Consider the following 15977-nt stretch of genomic DNA (forward strand, 5'->3'; position numbering starts at 1 on the left):
AAGGAAAGGATTACGCCGATGCGGTTGGGGCCATTCGATACATCACGGATCAACGTCCGCTCGTCGGACGGTGGCGGCGGCGGAGGCATGGGCCGCGCGGGCGGACTGGGCTGCGGCACGCTGGCGATCGCGCTGATCGGCGCGCTGGTGTTCGGGCTCGATCCGTCACAGACCATCGGGCTGATTGAGGGCGTGCAGCAGCAAACCGCGCCTGCCGGGCAAGGCGCGGGCGGTGGCGGGCAGCAGCTGAGCGAGGCGGAAGTCTGCACGCAAAGCGAATATGCGACCGAGGCCTGCAATGCGCTCACCAGCCTCGACGCAACGTGGTCAGCCGCTTTCACCCGCGCGGGCCTGCCGTTCGAACAGCCGGTGCTCGATCTCTATCGCGGCGGCCGGGTCAACACCCAAGGCTGCGGCAGCGCGACCTCGGCGGTGGGGCCGTTCTACTGCCCCTCCGACAAGGGGATCTATATCGACACCGGCTTCTACGATCAGCTCGCGCAGATGAGCGGCACCGGCGGCGATTTTGCGCGGCTCTATGTGATCGCGCATGAATATGGCCACCACATCCAGAACATCACCGGCCTCGCCGGGCAGGTGCGCGCCGCCCAGCAGCGCAATCCGCGTGCGGCGAACCAGCTTCAGGTGGCAATGGAGTTGCAGGCGGACTGTTATGCGGGCATGTGGGCCGGCAAGAACCGCAACCTGATCGAACCGGGCGATCTGGAAGAGGGCCTGAAGGCCGCCAGCGCGATCGGTGACGACACCCTGCAGCGCAACGCAGGACAGCGGATCAACCCCGAAGGCTTCACTCACGGCACCAGCCGCCAGCGCATGGATGCGCTGCGGCGCGGGCTTGAGGCGCGCAATGATGCCGCCTGCGACGTATTTTTCGAAGGAAACTGAACGCATGAACACCACCCGCATCCTCGCCGCTGCGCTCGCCCTCGGCCTCGGCAGCGCTGCCCATGCGCAGGCCATGCCCGAGCCTGACGCCACCGAGGTTGCAAAGACCCCGCTGCGCGATCTCAACATCGACGCGCGCGACATTCCCGAGGTGCTGCAAGTGGCGGTGCGCGATCCCTATGCGACGCAGGGGATGGACAAGTGCGACGCGCTGGTCACCGAAATCGCCGCGCTCGATATGGTGCTGGGTGCTGATTACGACATCGCCCTCGACGATGGCGGCGACCGGTTCAGCGAGGGGCGGATCGGCCAGAACGTGGTCGGCTCGATCCTCCCGTTCCGCGGGATCCTGCGCGAAGTGACGGGCGCGGCCAGCAACGACCGCGCCCTGCGCGCCGCGTACACTGCGGGGATGGTACGCCGCGCGTTTCTGAAAGGCTGGGGCTATGGCCGGGGTTGCGCCTACCCGGCCCGCCCGAAGGCGACGGAGCAGTAGGGCTCAGCCCTCCTTGTCGCTCCAGCGCGCGATCTGCTGATCGAGCGTGCGCAGCACCTGCTTGCGGGTTTCTTCCGGAATGTCCCTGTCGGCGGCGATCTCGGCGCGGGCTTCCTCCAGCCCCTTGCGGGCCGAAGCGAAGATGCGGCTCTGACAGATGCTGACGATCTGCACGCCATCCTTGGTGGTGGTTTCGGAGACTTCCTCGCTGCCGGGCTTGCATTCCTGCCGGACGACCACGTGCTGGCTGATGCTTCTGGCCTGTTCGCTGGCGGCAAAGGCCTGTTCGAGAATGTGCGGCAATTCGGCCCGCACGCGCTCGGCTTCGGCGAGACCTTCGCGCAAGGCGGCGAGCATTTCCTCGCGTTCGGCACCCTGAGCGGCGCGCATCCCATCAAGCTGGCGGGCCAGCATCGCGCCGTCGGGCGCGGCGCGGAACACGAAGCGCGTGCGGTGCTGCTTGCCGTCCTTGTCGGTCCAGGCGTGTTCGGTCACTTCGGTGTCGCCTGCGACCTCCGCACCATCCTCGTCGATCATGACGACCACCGGCGGCGCGGGCGGTTGCGGAGCGACAGGGCCCTCGGGCGGCTGCGGCGCGTCGGGAGCGGCGGGCGGCGCGGTCGGGGACGGCGGTGCGGGCGGTTCGGGCGCAGCAGGCGCCTCGGGCACGGCCTCGCTCGCGGCGTAGGAGATAGAGGCAGTCAGCGGCAGTGCCAGCAGGCCCGCGCCCAGCAGCGCGCGGCCCGCCAGACGGCGGCGGGGGGACAAGTCGGACATGGCAAGGCTCCTCAGGCGGTGGATGATCGACGTCTCGCCCAGCACCGGACAGGCCATCGGGGCGGTGAGCGCGGCGTGGTGGGTCCCGCCGGGCGCGGCGGCAAAGCGGGCGATCAGCGCGGCATAGGCGGCGCGTTCGTGGGCCGAGCGGTGCGCCATCACACGCGCATCGCAGGCCGCTTCCTGATCGCGGCGCAGCGCCAGCCAGCCATAGCGGCCGAGCGGATTGAACCAGTGCAGCGCGAACAGCGGCTGGACGAGGATGTTGACCAGCAGGTCGCCCGCACGGTGATGCGCGAGCTCGTGCGCCAGCGCGAGATCGCGCGCAGGCCGATCGTGCAGCGCCATGAAGCCGGGCGGCAGCGCGATCACGGGATCGATCACGCCAAAGGCGAGCGGCGCGGTGGTCGCAGGGGTCTCGACCAGACGGATCGTGCCGATGAGCCCGCCCAGAGCGCCGGGCGCGCGGCCCATCTCGCGGCCCTCGGCCAGCAGCGCGTCACGCAGGTCGAAATAGGCACCGAAGCGCCGCCACAGCGTGACCGCCGCCCCGCCCAGCCAGACGGCGAGCAGGATTTCGGCGAGCGGAAGCGCATCGAGCCACGCCATCAGATCGAAGCCTGCCGAGACGGGATCGGCGGCGGGCGCTGAGACGCTGACGGCAAGCGGCGCGGGCGCATCGCCTGCGGGATGCCACACAGCGGCATCGAGCGGCGCGGCAATCAACGGCTCGCTTGCCGCAACCGGCGCGGGTGCGGCCGTCTCGGGCGCCATCCACGCGGGCAAGGTCAGCGGCGGCAGCACCAGCCGCGCGGCGGGCAGCGCCCACAGGGCATAGGCCACCTGCGGCCCGAACATCCGCGTCACCGGGCGGCGCAGCAGCAGCACTGCGGCGATCAGCACGCCGGTCCACACCAGCGTATGCAAAAGGCTGAGGGTCATGGCCGCAGCTCCTTCAGCAGAGCCTCGATCTGGGCGAAATCGGCCTCGCTCAGCGCCTCGCTCTCAGCCAGATGCGCGACCAGCGAGGCCGCACTTCCGCCGAACAGCCGATCAACCAACCGCCGCGATTCGCCGCCGAGATAGGCCGCGCGGGCGATCAGCGGGGTGTAGAGGAAGCGCCGCCCATCGGGCTCGGCAGCGAGCGCGCCTTTCTGGACAAGGCGCGAGAGCAGGGTCTTGACTGTCGCGAGGCTCCAGCCTTTCTTCGCGCAGACCTCCGCGCACACCTCGGCAGCGGTCTGGCGCGGGCGATCCCACAGCACTTCCATAACCGCGTATTCGGCCTCGGTGATGCGATCTGCGGTCGGGGTATCGGACGGGTCTTCGGGGGGCCTCACAGCGCATCTCCCTTGCTCTGATTACACCTGTAGTCATGATGACTACAGGTGTAAACCTTGCGCGCGGATGAATGAGGGCCTTCCCACCTTGCGCTTCGTTCAAGCGGCGATACACCCGGACGAATGACATTAATGCGCGCCCTCACCGCCCTTAGCGCCCTCGCGCTGACCCACCCCGCCGCCGCGCAGGAGGAATTCTTCCCGCTCACCAACCCGGTCGAACTCGCCCCCGGCGAGACCGACACCGCGGTGGGCGAGCTGATCTTCCGCGGCGGGGTGGAGATCACGCCCGACATCGCCACAATCGGCGGGCTCTCGGGGCTCGAATGGCACGACGGGCGGCTCTACGCGGTCGCCGATGACGGGCGCCGGGTGGTGATGACGCCCGAGGATCTGGGCGCGCGGCTGGTCGATGTCTCGTCGATCGGGCTTGCGCCGCTGCTCGACGCCAAGGGCGGCAAGCTGACCGCCAAAACGCGCGGCGATGCCGAGGCGATCACGCGGCTGCCCTCAGGCGAGTGGCTCGTCAGCTTCGAGCAGGACCACCGCATCTGGCGCTATGCCGACCTCGCCGGCCCCGCCACCGGCTTGGAAGAACGCGCCGCCGCGCTCATCGCCGGGGCCGAGGCCAATGCCGGGATCGAGACGCTCGCGGGCTTCACCGGCGGGCTGCTGGCCTGCGGCGAATGGGTCGATCCTGCGCGCCCCAACTGCCTGCGCATCGCCGAAAGCGGCGCGGCCCCCTTCCACCTCGCCGCGCCCGAGGGAATAGCGGCGGCAGGCGGCGTTCCGACCGATGCGGCCTGCAAGACCGATGGCACCTGCTTTGTCCTGTTCCGCAGCTACAACGCGAGCGAAGGCAACCGCGCCGCGATCGTCGCGCTTGCGCCTGATAACACCCCCACCACCCTCGCCGTGCTCGCCGCGCCGCTGATGCTCGACAATTTCGAGGGACTGGCGGTGCGCGAGGAGCCGGGGAAGACCTTCCTTTACCTCGTTTCGGACGACAATTTCCGCAACTGCGAGGATGGCGACAAAGCAGGCTGCCAGCGCACGCTGCTGATGAAGTTCGAGCTCGCCCCGCCGCCCGAGGGCCCCGCCCCGCTCACGCCGGAGGATTTCGCAGGCTCACCCGCCGCCCGCCCGGCGCAGCGCCCCTTCCCCGAAGCCGCCTTCGTCAGCGTGGTGCTGGAGACCAGCCTCGGCCCTGTGACCATCGCGCTCGAGACCGAACGCGCGCCCGTCACCGCAGGCAATTTCCTGCGCTATGTCGACGAGGGCCGCTTCGACGGGGCAACCTTCTACCGCGCGATGGATCTGATGGGTGAGCGCCTGCCCTCGGGCATCGTGCAGGGCGGCGCTCGGAACGACCCCGCCCGCGTGTTGCCTGCAATCGCCCATGAGCCGACCACCGCCACCGGCCTCTCGCACGTCCACGGCGCGCTGGCCATGGCGCGCGGCGCACCGGGCACCGCCGACGGCGATTTCTTCGTGATGATCGAGGATCAGACCGGCTTCAACGCCGATCCCGCCGCCGCCGATCCGGCCTGGCGCGATGGCTTTGCGGTGTTTGGCCACGTCACCGACGGCATGGCAGTGATCGCCAGCATTCACGCCGCCGCGCGCGACCCCGAGGCTGGCGAGGGCGTGATGAAGGGGCAGATGCTGGCCGCCCCGGTCACGATCATTGCGGCGCGGCGGGCGGCGCCTTCTTCGCCCGCGCCGTAGCCAGAACCGTCTCGTCGAAGGCCGGACGGCCGACGGGCGCGCTGGCGATACGCGGCTTGCCGGCTTCCAGCGCCGGGAGCCAGGTGCCCACCTCACCCCCGATGCTGACCTGCGGCAGTGAGGCGAGAAAGCGCGCTTTCGCTTCCCAGTCGGCAACCGCGCGACCCGCTTCCCTCGCGGCCTCTTCGAGGCTGACGGGCTGACGCAGCGCGCGGTTGATCAGCGCGTCGCCAAAGAACGTCCAGTCGTTCTCGGCAACGCAGCCGAAGGAGGAGCGCGTGGCTGCGGCGGCGGTCAGGATTGCGGTGTCGGGGCTGGCAAGCGCCGGTACGAAAACGCCCGAATAGCAGGCGCTGAGGATCAGCACCCGCCGCCGGATTCCGGCCTCCTCCAGCGCGCGCTTGAGGCTGACGGGCGAGAGGATGCCATAGCCGCTGTCGCCATAGTGGTAGGCCAGCCCGATATCCGCCCCGTGGCTGGTGGTGTAGAGCACCAGCACATCCTCGCCCCCGTCCATCACGCTGCCGAGGTGGCTAATCGCCAGCAGCAGCGCGGAGATCGAGCCGTGCGGCGCATCATCTCGGGTGCCGTCCGGCCCGGCAAGCGTCAGCGTGCGGCCCTCGGCACCATAGCGCGCAGCCAGCACCCGCGACGCCTCGCGCGCCTCGCGGGCGAAGACGGGATCGCTGTCGAGCGCGACGGTGAGGACATAGGCCTCCGCCACGCCTGCGCGCTGGGGCTGGAGCGCAGCGAGCGCGGCATCGAGCCGCCGCCGCTGCTCGCGCACCTCGGCCGGGCGGGCGCCGCGCTGCAATTCGGGGCTGAGTTCGAAGGACTTGCGGCGCTCCGCCCGGCTCTCCCCGCTACCGAGATCAGGCCAAGGGGCAGTGTGCGGCGGAGGCTGAACGGGGGTTGGCGCGGAAGATTGGGACAGGGCAGGCGCGGCGAGCAATGCCGCGACGATCCCCAAGATGATCCTGCCCCTGTTCATCTAGGAGGAAGGTGACCCGCGGCGGTCCTTGCCGTCAAGACAAAGTTTATGCGTCGCCCTGCGCAGCGGCCCATCGGGCTCAGTTATACATGCCCGAATAGGTTCGGCCCGGCCCGATCAGATCCGCAACCTTGAAGCTCTTGGGACGCGACCTGATGATCTCCCACTGCGGAATTCCCGAACCGGCGGGATAGTCATCAACGCCCAATGGGCCTGCATGAGGGACCACCTTGCACAGCCGATCCGGCCCTTGATAGACGAAAGTTTCCCGGCAGATTTTTTCCTTGAGACGGCGCAGTTCAAACCCGTCTTGCACCAGGCGCTGTTCAGCTGTTGGCCCGTTGGCGAAAGCTGGCAGATGGCCGCGTTCAATGCCGCCGCTCATCTGGGTATATCCTCTGAATTCGAAGTCCTCAGGCGTCAGGACATCTATCAGGAACAGTAGCTTGTAACCGTCAGTCAGACGACCGTTCCGGAAACCCAGTCGTCGCTCAAGCTCGCTGGCCGATTGCATCCGCACATATTTGGCCTGCGTGATATATCCTGCGGCCTTTTCCACCGTTCCGATCGTCATGACAAACCCCCCTGCCAAACATGGCGCAAGGTATAGCACCGCGCCGCGGCAAGAGCATCAGATTTGTCGGGCGCTGGAGCACCATGAACAAGGCCCGGTCGCTCGCGCAACCGGGCCTCGTTGTCGTCAGCAGATGTAGACGATCAATATACCCGCGCCTTGGGCTCGATATACTTGATATCGTCGGTCAGCGTGTATTCGTGCACCGGGCGATAATCGATCCGGCTGTTCGAGCCGCGCCCGCCCCAGCCGTCGAACCAGGCGATGGTGTGCTTCATCCACTCGGCATCGTTGCGATCGGGGAAGTCCTCGTGCGCGTGGGCGCCGCGGCTTTCCTTGCGGTTCGCTGCCGAGGCCATCGTCACGTTGGCCTGCGCCATCAGGTTGTCGAGCTCGAGCGTTTCGATCAGATCGCTGTTCCAGATCAGCGACTTGTCGGTGACGTGGATGTCCTCCATCCGCTTGTTCTGCTCGGCAAGCTTGGCAACGCCCTCGTCCATCAGCTTCTGGTCGCGGAACACGGCGCAGTGCTTCTGCATCGCCTTCTGCATCTCCGCACGGATCTGCGCGGTGGGCGAGCCGCCCTCGGCATAGCGGAAGTGATCCAGACGGGTCAGCGCGAAGTCCGCGCTGTCGGCGGGCAGTTCGGGCTGCTTGGCCTTGGGCTTGAGATTGTCGCGCAGGTGATGCCCGGTCGCGCGGCCGAATACCACGAGATCGATCAGCGAGTTCGAGCCGAGGCGGTTCGCCCCATGCACCGAAACGCAGGCCGCCTCGCCCACGGCATAGAGGCCGGGGATGACGGTGTCCGGGTTGCCGTCCGGCCCGAGGGTAACGACCTGCCCGTGATAGTTACACGGGATGCCGCCCATGTTGTAATGCACCGTCGGGGTGACAGGCAGCGGCTCGCGGGTCAGATCGACGCCGGCGAAGATCTTGCCGCTTTCGGTGATCCCCGGCAGGCGCTGGGCCAGCACATTGGGATCGATGTGATCGAGGTGGAGGTAGATGTGATCTCCCTCCGGCCCGACACCGCGCCCTTCACGCATTTCGAGCGCCATCGAACGGCTCACCACATCGCGCGAGGCGAGGTCCTTCGCAGAGGGCGCGTAACGCTCCATGAAGCGCTCGCCTTCGGAGTTGGTGAGGTAGCCGCCCTCCCCGCGCGCGCCTTCGGTGATGAGCACGCCCGCGCCGTAGATGCCGGTCGGGTGGAACTGCACAAACTCCATGTCCTGCAAGGGCAGGCCAGCGCGCAGCACCATCCCGCCGCCGTCGCCGGTGCAGGTATGGGCCGAGGTCGCGGTGTAGTAGCAACGCCCGTAGCCGCCGGTCGCCAGCACCACGGACTGTGCGCGGAAGCGGTGGATCGTGCCGTCATCGAGGCACATGGCGATCACGCCGACGCACTGCTTCACCCCGTCACGCTCGTCCATGATGAGGTCGAGCGCGAAATATTCGATGAAGAAGTCCGCGTCATACTTCAGGCTCTGCTGATACAGCGCGTGAAGCATCGCGTGGCCGGTGCGGTCGGCGGCGGCGCAGGTGCGCTGCACCGGCGGGCCGGCGCCCATGTTCTGCATGTGGCCGCCAAAGGGCCGCTGATAGATCGTGCCATCGGCATTCCGGCTGAAGGGCACGCCCGCATGCTCCAGCTCATAGACCGCCGCCGGGGCCTCGCGCGCGAGGTATTCGATCGCGTCCTGATCGCCCAGCCAGTCCGACCCCTTGACGGTGTCGTACATGTGCCAGGTCCAGTGATCGGGGCTGTTGTTGCCGAGCGAGGCGGCGATCCCGCCCTGCGCCGCCACGGTGTGGCTTCGTGTGGGGAACACCTTGGAGATGTTCGCGGTGCGCAGACCCGCTTCGGCCGCGCCCATCGTCGCGCGCAGGCCGCTGCCGCCCGCGCCGACCACCACCACGTCATAGGTATGGTCGATGATCGAATAGGCGCCCTTCAGATGCGCGCCTCCCACATCATTGGCCGTTCCCTTGGGTGCTGCGGTTGCCATCAGGCGTTACCTCCGAATGCGAGCGCGGCAACGCTGAAAATCCCGAAGGCGCCGCCGCCGATGGTTGCAAGATTGAGCGCGGCGATGACCGCGAACTTGGTGCCGGCTTCGTGGACATAGTCCTCGATCAGCACCTGAAGACCCAACCGGGCGTGCCAGAACAGGCTCACCACCAGCAGGATCATTGCCGTCGCCGACAGCGGCTGCGAGAGCCACTTGGCAACATTGGCATGGCTGTAATCGCCCAGCAGCGCGAGGCTGACGAGCAGCCAGCTCATCAGCACCACATTGCCGATCGCGGTGAAGCGCTGCACCAGCCAGTGATGCGCCCCGTGATGCGCCGCGCCAAGCCCGCGCACGCGTCCGATGGAGGTTCCGTTACCCATGTTCTTGGCTCCTCAGCGCAGCATGATCACGGCCCAGAAGGCCGCGGTGAGAATGACAGCGATGATCGGCGAAAGCATCGACCACATGCGATTGGTATCAAGCTCGTAGCCCGCACCGATATCCAGCACGAAGTGGCGAAGCCCGCTCATCATGTGGGTGAAGAAGGCCCAGCTGAGGCCTACCAGCACAATCATGCCGGGGATCGATCCCATCACGGCCTGAAAGGTGGAATAGGCCTCGGGCCCGCTGGCGAGCGCGCCGAGCCACCACAGCAGCACCGCCAGCCCCACCAGCGCCAGCCCGTCGCCGGTCGCGCGGTGGAGGATCGATACGAGCATGTGCGGCCCCCAGCGCCAGATCTGGAGATGGGGCGAAAGCGGTCTTTGGTTCATCGTGATCCCGTCTGGTGCCTGTTTGGTGCGTCCCACTTAGCGTTCCTGCCACGCGAGGCAAGCGGGGAGCAGTGGACACAGCTTGCAAAGTTTCGGATAGGCGATTGCATGGGACACATTCTTGTAACCGGATCAAGCCGCGGAATTGGCAGAGCGGCACTGGCAGCACTGGCCTCGCGAGGGGCCAAGGTGATCGGCCACGCCTCGAGTCCGCAAGCCGCACAAGATAGCGGCGTGCCGATCATCGCCGCCGATTTCGGCGATCCGCTGAGCGTTCAGGCGCTGTGGGATCAGGCGCTCGACATTGCGGGCGGAGAGATCGACGCGGTGGTCAACAATGCCGGGCGGTTCGAGGCGAACCGGCTCGACCGGTCGGACATCGAGTGGCTCGATGCGTGGGAGGATACGCTGCGCGTCAACCTCACCAGCGCGGCGCAATTGTCGCGCTTTGCGGTGCTGCACTGGCAGAGCCGCGGCTTTGGCGGGCGGCTCGTCCACGTCGCCAGCCGCGCCGCCTATCGCGGGGACAGCCCGGCGCATTGGCACTATGCCGCCGCCAAGAGCGGAATGGTGGGGATGCACAAGACCATCGCCCGAGCCTATGCCGGACAGGGAATTCTGAGTTTCGCGGTCACCCCCGGCTTCACCGACACTGCGATGGCAGGCGATTACCTCGCCTCGCGCGGCGGGCCGGGGCTGCTCGCCGACATCCCGCTGGGCCGGGTCGCCACCCCTGAGGAAATCGCCGCCATCATCGCCTTCTGCGCGCTCGACGCGCCCCCCAGCATGACCGGCGCGGTCATCGACGCCAATGGAGCGAGCTTTGTTCGCTAATACGACGTGGAAGCTCACCGCCCACGCCCCCAAGCCCGTCGTGCAGGCGGCGCTGCTGGCGCATGATCTGATCGACGATTGGGACTACGAACTCGTCATCGCCGGGCGCGAAGTGGCCGAGGACCGGCCCGACGACTGGGTGCTCGAAGGCTGGTATCCGCGCAAACCCGGCAAGGCGGAAAAGCAGGCGCTCGCCGGGCTGTTCGAGGGCAAGGCGCCGCCGATCACCGTCGAGGAACTGCCGCCCGAAGACTGGGTGACGCTGAGCCAGCACAACGCTCCGCCGATCCGTGCGGGGCGGTTTCACGTGCACACGCCGGACTACCCCGCCGATCCCGAACTGATCGACTTCGTGATCCCCGCCAGCCAAGCCTTCGGCACCGGCCAGCACAAAACCACCGCCGGGTGCCTCGAACTGCTGGGCCACATGAAGGCGAGCGGCGTGGTTGCGCGCAATGTCGCCGATATCGGCACGGGCACCGGGCTGCTGGGCTTCGCCGCCCTCGCCCTGTGGCCGCGCGCGTTATGCACGCTCACCGATATCGACCCGGTCTGCACCGGCGTGGTCGAGGAGAACGCGCGGCTCAACAATGTCACGATGGGTGCAGGCGCGGGCGAGGCGGTGATGATTATCGCCGACGGGATGGACGATCCGCTGCTGCAAGTGCGCGGGCCCTACGATCTGTTGATCGCCAACATCCTCGCCGGGCCGCTGGTCAGCCTCGCGCCGGATTTCGCCAAGGCCGTGAGCCCCGGCGGCAGCCTGCTGCTCGCCGGATTGCTGGCGGGCGAGCAGGAAGCGGCGGTCAAGCGCGCGATGCATCTCGCCGGCTTCCGCATGGCGGCCCGGCTCCAGCGCGGCGATTGGGCGATCCTGTGGCTGCGCAGGCGCAATGTCCGGGGACGGCGCTGACGGGTGCTTGCGGCCTAGGCCGCAATCGCGCGTTCGATCCAGTCGCGGGTATCGGGGATCGCCGCCTCAACCTGCGGCAAATCATTGACGCACAGGAACTTGAACTGCGGCTGGAGCGCGCGCGCCAGATAGGCGCGGATATCCGGCAGGGGGTAATCATGCACCGCGCCCGTGCGCAGGTGCAGGTGATCATCAACCTCGTGCAGCACCGCCTCGCCCGCGGCAATGCAGGCATGGTTGTGGAGCCCCTGCGGCAGGAACTGCGACACGCAGCGGAAGCGGTGGCTCATATTGGCGAGAAATTCGTCGCGGTGCCGATCGTAGAGCCGCTCCATGACCGAGCGGCGCAGCGGATGAACGACGTGCGCAGCGTGGAACAGTCGCTCCGCGCCAAATCCGGTCAGCGCGGCGGCGTTGATCTGCGTCAGCGGGTTGAGCAGCGCGGGATCGGAGCAACTGCCGGGATCGGCGGCGATGGCGCGGGCATCGACCCAGCCGCCGCGCAGCACCGGCCTGTCGCCACAAAACAGATCGCCCGGCGCCAGCGGCCCGGTGAGAAACACATCGTCATTGAAATAGACGAAATGCTCCGCCAGCCCCGGAATGCGCCACAACAGCGTTTCGATCGCCAGCGAATTGAAGGTCGGCAGCACCTCTTCGTGACCCGCGAAGACGGTGAGATGGTCGACAATCGTGATCCGGTCGGTCAGCTCGCGCGGCAGGCCGGAAAGATCGGGGCTTTGCGCATCGGTGACAATCCAGATCCGCCCGATCCACGGCGCATGATTGGCAATCGAGCGCAGGCAATAGCTCAGCTCGTCATTGCACGCCCAGCGGTGCGGATTGATCGCATTGGCGTTGCGCGGAGCAAGGGGCTGGAATTGCTGGCGCTTGGCATGGTGCAGCGGATCGCCGCCGTCCACCCAGGTGATCACCGCGTCAATGCGCGCAGTGTTGTCAGTAATTGGCATGATACCCGTTCAGGCAAGTGTATGGTCTGCCACAATAGAACAGGACGCGAGCGCCTTTGGCGGCGGGCACGGCGCAAGTCAATGATGCACCCCGCGCGCAGGGCGTCAGCGCAAGCTATTCGGCAGGCTCCGCCCCGCCGCCCTCGTCCAGCTTCTTGCCGGTGCGCGTCCAGGGGTAGAGGAACTGCCCGCCATAGCCCTTGGGCACGTCCTCGGGGATGCCATAATCCTTCGGCCAGCGCCCCTCGGGCAGGTGGAAGGTGCCGAACAGCTTGTCGATCCAGGGGAAATGGATCGCGAAATTGACGTCGAAGGCCTCGCGCTCCAACCCGTGGTGCCAGTGGTGGAAGCGCGGGGTGGCGATCCAGTGGCCGAGCCGGTTGAAATCGCCCCCGACATTGGCGTGCAGCAGCGACGACCACACATAGATGAAGCCGATATAGGCCTGCATCACCGAAGCGCCGAACCCCAGCGTGAACAGCGGCAGCGAGGTCACCGCGCGCAGCAGGATCACCTCGACAATATGCATCCGCGATCCCGCCAGCCAGTCCATCGACTTGGCGCTGTGGTGCACCGCATGAAAGCCCCACAGAAACGGCACCTGATGGAACAGGCGGTGATACCAGTATTGCAGCATGTCCGAGGCGACGAGCACGATGACGAACTGCACCACCCACGGCAGGCTGGCGACACCGGCGCGGAACGCCTCCCAATGGCTCGTATTGGCATTGATGATCTGCGAGGGCGCCAGCGACAGGAAGGCGAGCACCTGCACGAACATCGAGCTGACGAGGAAGTAGAACAGATCCTCGCGCCATTCCTGGCGGAACAGGCGTTGTTCCCGCCGGTGCGGCACAAAGCGTTCAAGCGGGGCGTACATGAAGCCGGTCGCCAGCAGATTGACAATGAAGAAATCGAGCCCGAAGAACATGCCCCAGCCGCGCGCATTGTCGGCCTCAACCGTCGCGCCGCCGAGCAGCGCCGCGCCCAGCCCAATCGCCAGCGCGGTCATCCCCAGCACCTTCCGCGGGCGCAGCAGCAGGCTCAGCAGCGCCAGCGCATAGCTCGCCAACAGGATCAGGTGGATCGCGCTGCGGAACCCCGGCCAATCGCGCACGATCTGCAATTCGGGTGTGGTGAACCACGCGGGGAATTTCAGCGCGATCACCATCGCAAAGCCGCTCACTGCGAACAGTATCGCGAAGAAGCCCGCAAACCACCCCGATCCGAAGCGCCGCACCGCGACCGGCGATTCCAGATCGCGCATCAGTTTTTTGAAATAGCCTGCCATGGCGCCCCATATGCCCCTGTTCTGACAGCGGTATATCACAAGAGCGGTTACCGAACAGCTATCGGCCCGAAACTCTCCCCACGCGCGGCGGGCCGCAGCAGAGGTGAGATGGTGGATGGAACCCTCGGCCCGCGCACCGCTTGGTTGAAGGGAACCCTCTCAAGCAATCCTCACAAGGAGTTTCCCCATGTCCCGCACTCTGCTCATCACTGGCGCATCTTCCGGCATCGGCGCCGCCACCGCGCGCGCCACCGCCCAAAAGGGTTGGAACGTCGCGCTGCTCGCGCGCTCGGAAGAAAAGCTCGCCGATCTCGTCGGCGAACTTGGCGACGCTGCGCTGGCGCTCCCCTGCGACGTCACCGACCGCCAGGCGCTCAACGAGGCGATCGACACAGCCGCTAGCCATTTCGGCGGGCTCGACGCGGTCTTCGCCAATGCCGGCAAGGGCACCGACAAGCCGGGGATCGAAAAGGGTGATCCCGACGACTGGCATGACATGATCCACCTCAACATCCTCGCCGTGCTCAACACCGCCCACGCCGCGATGCCGCACCTGCGCAAGACCAAGGGGCACTTCGTCGTCACCGGCTCCAAGGCCGGGCGCGATCACATGAAGGGATCGGTCTATTCGGCGACCAAGTGGTTCATCCACGGGCTATCGGAAAACATCGCCGAGGAAATGCGCGAATGGGGCGGCCGCGCCACCGTGATCGCGCCGGGGATGGTCAACACCGCCTTCTTCGACGAGCCCAAGCCCGACAAGCTCCAGCCCGAGGATGTCGCCGCCGCGGTGGTCTTCGCGCTGGAGCAGCCGAGGACGTCGGCAGTGCGCGAAATCTACCTGATGCCCAATGACTAGCCGCTGACGAGCGTCTCCTCCAGCAGCGCCAGCGCGTTGCGGGTAAAGGCGGCCATGTTGGCGATCCGGTCATCGAAAGCGGTGTCGAGGGGGCGCGTGAATTCGCCCCCCGGCCCCGCCAGCGCGGCCACGCTGCGCCCGGCGGGTGCGCCGCTCGGGTGGGTCGATCCGCCCACCGAGCCGCTCTCTGCCAGCCCCCATGCCGCGCCGAAATTGTCGCGGATCGCGCGGGCCTGAAGCAGGGCGTAATCCTCCGACGCGCCGCGCATCCCGGCATAGGCCTCGCGCGGCAAGGCGAACAGAATTTCTCGGGCGCGGAAGGAATAGACCACACCCCCGCCGACGAAGAAATCGAGCGCCCCCGGCACCGTCAGCAGGCTCGCCGCGATCAGGCCGCCGGTCGCCCCATCGGCCACCGCGACCTTCTCTCCGCGCGCGCGAAGCAAGGCGGCAATCCGCTCCGCCTGCGGGTGCAACTCACGCAGAAGATCGCTCACGGAGCCACCCGCGTGATCGTGATGATCTCGCCATTTGTCTTGGAGCCCGTCGGCATGGCCGCAGTCGTGGACCGCGTGATGCGCGCGGTGACCGGAAGGCCGGTGACGGGATCGATGTTGATGCCGAGCCGGTCGGTGATGCTGAGCGCGCTGATTTCCTCTGCCAGTGCGGCAACGCCCTTCGTCGTGGCCTTCGATTTGATCCGCTCGATCAGCGAGAGCATGACCATGCGCAGCGCCTCGTCATCGACCTTTGCATCCTGCACCAGATAGATCTGGCCATCACGCATCCGCACCACGACGACCTGCAATGTCGCTGGGATCGGGTCGGGCCACAGCGGCGTGTCGATCTCCGTATCGCCCTCAAGCGTGGCGCCCGAGACGAATTCCAGCCCGCCATAGCCGAGCAAGGCAGGCCAGCCGCGGATCATCAGCGCCGGGGCCTGTTCGGCGGAGGCGTTGATGAAGGGATCGAGCGCGCTGCGCACCGCCGCCAGCGCGCCCTCGTCCACCGGCTCGCCCGAAAGCTTCGCCATCGCCTCGGGCATGGTGCGCAGGCTGTCCTGCAACGCAGGCCAATCCTGCATCCGCACCATGTCGCCAGCGGAATCGAGTTCGACCACCATCGGCAGGAGATAGACACGAAGAGCAGTCGGCACCTGGCCAAGCACCTCCGGATCGCCGAGATCGAAGTGTTGCCCCTCGCTGCTGAGAGACAGCGCTTTGAGCGTCAGATCATAGCCGGTCTCGGTCTTCGCGAAGGTCAGCCGCTGGTCGAATTCGACCACGCTGTCCCCGCTCGCCCGCTTGCGTTCGAACCGCAGGCGGTAGGTGAGCGGTGTGTCGAGCGGAGGCGCAAAGGGGATGGTGAGGCGCTCGGCCGTCATCGTGAAAGTGGGCGGAACAGGCGGGCTGTCGGCGGGTGCTTCCTGCGCCATCGTCGGGGCACCGAGCCCGAGGCACAGGGCGGCCAGCAGCATGGCTTTGCGTTTGATGGCGATCATCGCAC

The 15977-nt window shown here is 67.1% G+C and carries 17 protein-coding genes; 6 read left to right on the top strand and 11 right to left on the bottom strand.

What is annotated here, in order from left to right:
- Positions 1-18: 18 nt before the first annotated feature.
- Both ypfJ and BZF59_RS07990 read left to right on the top strand, forming a co-directional pair.
- The gene (gene ypfJ, locus BZF59_RS07985; RefSeq protein WP_086607719.1) at positions 19-906 is read left to right on the top strand and encodes a KPN_02809 family neutral zinc metallopeptidase; all 888 of its coding nucleotides are present in this window, start codon (positions 19-21) and stop codon (positions 904-906) included.
- Between the two features lie 4 nt (positions 907-910).
- On the top strand, positions 911-1402 hold the full coding sequence (locus tag BZF59_RS07990; protein WP_086607720.1) for a hypothetical protein: 492 nt from the start codon (positions 911-913) through the stop codon (positions 1400-1402).
- 3 nt (positions 1403-1405) lie between these two features.
- On the opposite strand, the gene BZF59_RS07995 is transcribed toward BZF59_RS07990, so the two are convergent.
- A complete protein-coding gene (locus BZF59_RS07995) occupies positions 1406-3121 on the bottom strand; it encodes a M56 family metallopeptidase (RefSeq protein WP_086607721.1) in 1716 nt (571 codons plus the stop codon).
- On the bottom strand, positions 3118-3519 hold the full coding sequence (locus tag BZF59_RS08000; RefSeq protein WP_086607722.1) for a BlaI/MecI/CopY family transcriptional regulator: 402 nt from the start codon (positions 3517-3519) through the stop codon (positions 3118-3120). Before BZF59_RS08000 ends, BZF59_RS07995 begins: the two co-directional genes overlap by 4 nt.
- Before the next feature lie 123 nt (positions 3520-3642).
- Here BZF59_RS08000 and BZF59_RS08005 point away from each other — a divergent pair, with 123 nt between their 5' ends.
- Positions 3643-5247: an esterase-like activity of phytase family protein gene (locus tag BZF59_RS08005; protein ID WP_086607723.1), complete on the top strand. Its 1605-nt coding sequence runs from the start codon at positions 3643-3645 to the stop codon at positions 5245-5247.
- Here BZF59_RS08005 and BZF59_RS08010 read toward each other — a convergent pair.
- The 5 genes from BZF59_RS08010 to sdhC form a co-directional block, all read right to left on the bottom strand.
- Positions 5204-6238, bottom strand: coding sequence for a C13 family peptidase (locus BZF59_RS08010; protein WP_086607724.1), 1035 nt, complete (start codon positions 6236-6238; stop codon positions 5204-5206). The two genes, BZF59_RS08005 and BZF59_RS08010, sit on opposite strands and share 44 nt — an antisense overlap.
- 79 nt (positions 6239-6317) lie before the next feature.
- A complete protein-coding gene (locus BZF59_RS08015) occupies positions 6318-6812 on the bottom strand; it encodes a hypothetical protein (RefSeq protein ID WP_086607725.1) in 495 nt (164 codons plus the stop codon).
- A gap of 143 nt (positions 6813-6955) precedes the next feature.
- On the bottom strand, positions 6956-8824 hold the full coding sequence (sdhA, locus tag BZF59_RS08020) for a succinate dehydrogenase flavoprotein subunit (protein WP_086607726.1): 1869 nt from the start codon (positions 8822-8824) through the stop codon (positions 6956-6958).
- Positions 8824-9210, bottom strand: coding sequence for a succinate dehydrogenase, hydrophobic membrane anchor protein (gene sdhD, locus BZF59_RS08025; protein ID WP_086607727.1), 387 nt, complete (start codon positions 9208-9210; stop codon positions 8824-8826). Before sdhD ends, sdhA begins: the two co-directional genes overlap by 1 nt.
- A gap of 12 nt (positions 9211-9222) precedes the next feature.
- Positions 9223-9603: a succinate dehydrogenase, cytochrome b556 subunit gene (gene sdhC, locus BZF59_RS08030; protein WP_086607841.1), complete on the bottom strand. Its 381-nt coding sequence runs from the start codon at positions 9601-9603 to the stop codon at positions 9223-9225.
- A gap of 108 nt (positions 9604-9711) precedes the next feature.
- On the opposite strand from sdhC, the gene BZF59_RS08035 reads away from it, so the two are divergent.
- Positions 9712-10437, top strand: a complete 726-nt coding sequence (locus BZF59_RS08035; protein ID WP_086607728.1) for an SDR family NAD(P)-dependent oxidoreductase — start codon at positions 9712-9714, stop codon at positions 10435-10437.
- A complete protein-coding gene (locus tag BZF59_RS08040; RefSeq protein WP_245806069.1) occupies positions 10427-11350 on the top strand; it encodes a 50S ribosomal protein L11 methyltransferase in 924 nt (307 codons plus the stop codon). The genes BZF59_RS08035 and BZF59_RS08040 overlap by 11 nt, the downstream gene beginning before the upstream one ends.
- 14 nt (positions 11351-11364) lie before the next feature.
- Here BZF59_RS08040 and BZF59_RS08045 read toward each other — a convergent pair whose 3' ends face one another.
- Both BZF59_RS08045 and BZF59_RS08050 read right to left on the bottom strand, forming a co-directional pair.
- Complete coding sequence (locus BZF59_RS08045; RefSeq protein WP_086607730.1) at positions 11365-12321, bottom strand: Stealth CR1 domain-containing protein; 957 nt, start codon at positions 12319-12321, stop codon at positions 11365-11367.
- 115 nt (positions 12322-12436) lie between these two features.
- Positions 12437-13612 (bottom strand): sterol desaturase family protein, encoded by a 1176-nt coding sequence (locus BZF59_RS08050; protein ID WP_086607731.1) that lies wholly within the window; start codon positions 13610-13612, stop codon positions 12437-12439.
- A gap of 187 nt (positions 13613-13799) precedes the next feature.
- Here BZF59_RS08050 and BZF59_RS08055 point away from each other — a divergent pair, with 187 nt between their 5' ends.
- Positions 13800-14471: an SDR family oxidoreductase gene (locus tag BZF59_RS08055; RefSeq protein WP_086607732.1), complete on the top strand. Its 672-nt coding sequence runs from the start codon at positions 13800-13802 to the stop codon at positions 14469-14471.
- On the opposite strand, the gene BZF59_RS08060 is transcribed toward BZF59_RS08055, so the two are convergent.
- Both BZF59_RS08060 and BZF59_RS08065 read right to left on the bottom strand, forming a co-directional pair.
- On the bottom strand, positions 14468-14968 hold the full coding sequence (locus tag BZF59_RS08060) for a CinA family protein (protein ID WP_086607733.1): 501 nt from the start codon (positions 14966-14968) through the stop codon (positions 14468-14470). The two genes, BZF59_RS08055 and BZF59_RS08060, sit on opposite strands and share 4 nt — an antisense overlap.
- Positions 14965-15972, bottom strand: a complete 1008-nt coding sequence (locus tag BZF59_RS08065; RefSeq protein WP_086607734.1) for a hypothetical protein — start codon at positions 15970-15972, stop codon at positions 14965-14967. Before BZF59_RS08065 ends, BZF59_RS08060 begins: the two co-directional genes overlap by 4 nt.
- Positions 15973-15977: the final 5 nt, after the last annotated feature.

It is taken from the genome of Erythrobacter donghaensis (genome assembly GCF_002155425.1).
Lineage (GTDB): Bacteria > Pseudomonadota > Alphaproteobacteria > Sphingomonadales > Sphingomonadaceae > Erythrobacter > Erythrobacter donghaensis.

Coding starts and splice junctions, on each gene's coding strand:
- ypfJ (WP_086607719.1), top strand. CDS start 19: ATGCGGTTGGGGCCATTCGATACATCACGGATCAACGTCCGCTCGTCG.
- BZF59_RS07990 (WP_086607720.1), top strand. CDS start 911: ATGAACACCACCCGCATCCTCGCCGCTGCGCTCGCCCTCGGCCTCGGC.
- BZF59_RS07995 (WP_086607721.1), bottom strand. CDS start 3,121: ATGACCCTCAGCCTTTTGCATACGCTGGTGTGGACCGGCGTGCTGATC.
- BZF59_RS08005 (WP_086607723.1), top strand. CDS start 3,643: ATGACATTAATGCGCGCCCTCACCGCCCTTAGCGCCCTCGCGCTGACC.
- BZF59_RS08010 (WP_086607724.1), bottom strand. CDS start 6,238: ATGAACAGGGGCAGGATCATCTTGGGGATCGTCGCGGCATTGCTCGCC.
- BZF59_RS08015 (WP_086607725.1), bottom strand. CDS start 6,812: ATGACGATCGGAACGGTGGAAAAGGCCGCAGGATATATCACGCAGGCC.
- sdhA (WP_086607726.1), bottom strand. CDS start 8,824: ATGGCAACCGCAGCACCCAAGGGAACGGCCAATGATGTGGGAGGCGCG.
- sdhD (WP_086607727.1), bottom strand. CDS start 9,210: ATGGGTAACGGAACCTCCATCGGACGCGTGCGCGGGCTTGGCGCGGCG.
- sdhC (WP_086607841.1), bottom strand. CDS start 9,603: ATGAACCAAAGACCGCTTTCGCCCCATCTCCAGATCTGGCGCTGGGGG.
- BZF59_RS08035 (WP_086607728.1), top strand. CDS start 9,712: ATGGGACACATTCTTGTAACCGGATCAAGCCGCGGAATTGGCAGAGCG.
- BZF59_RS08045 (WP_086607730.1), bottom strand. CDS start 12,321: ATGCCAATTACTGACAACACTGCGCGCATTGACGCGGTGATCACCTGG.
- BZF59_RS08050 (WP_086607731.1), bottom strand. CDS start 13,612: ATGGCAGGCTATTTCAAAAAACTGATGCGCGATCTGGAATCGCCGGTC.
- BZF59_RS08055 (WP_086607732.1), top strand. CDS start 13,800: ATGTCCCGCACTCTGCTCATCACTGGCGCATCTTCCGGCATCGGCGCC.
- BZF59_RS08065 (WP_086607734.1), bottom strand. CDS start 15,972: ATGATCGCCATCAAACGCAAAGCCATGCTGCTGGCCGCCCTGTGCCTC.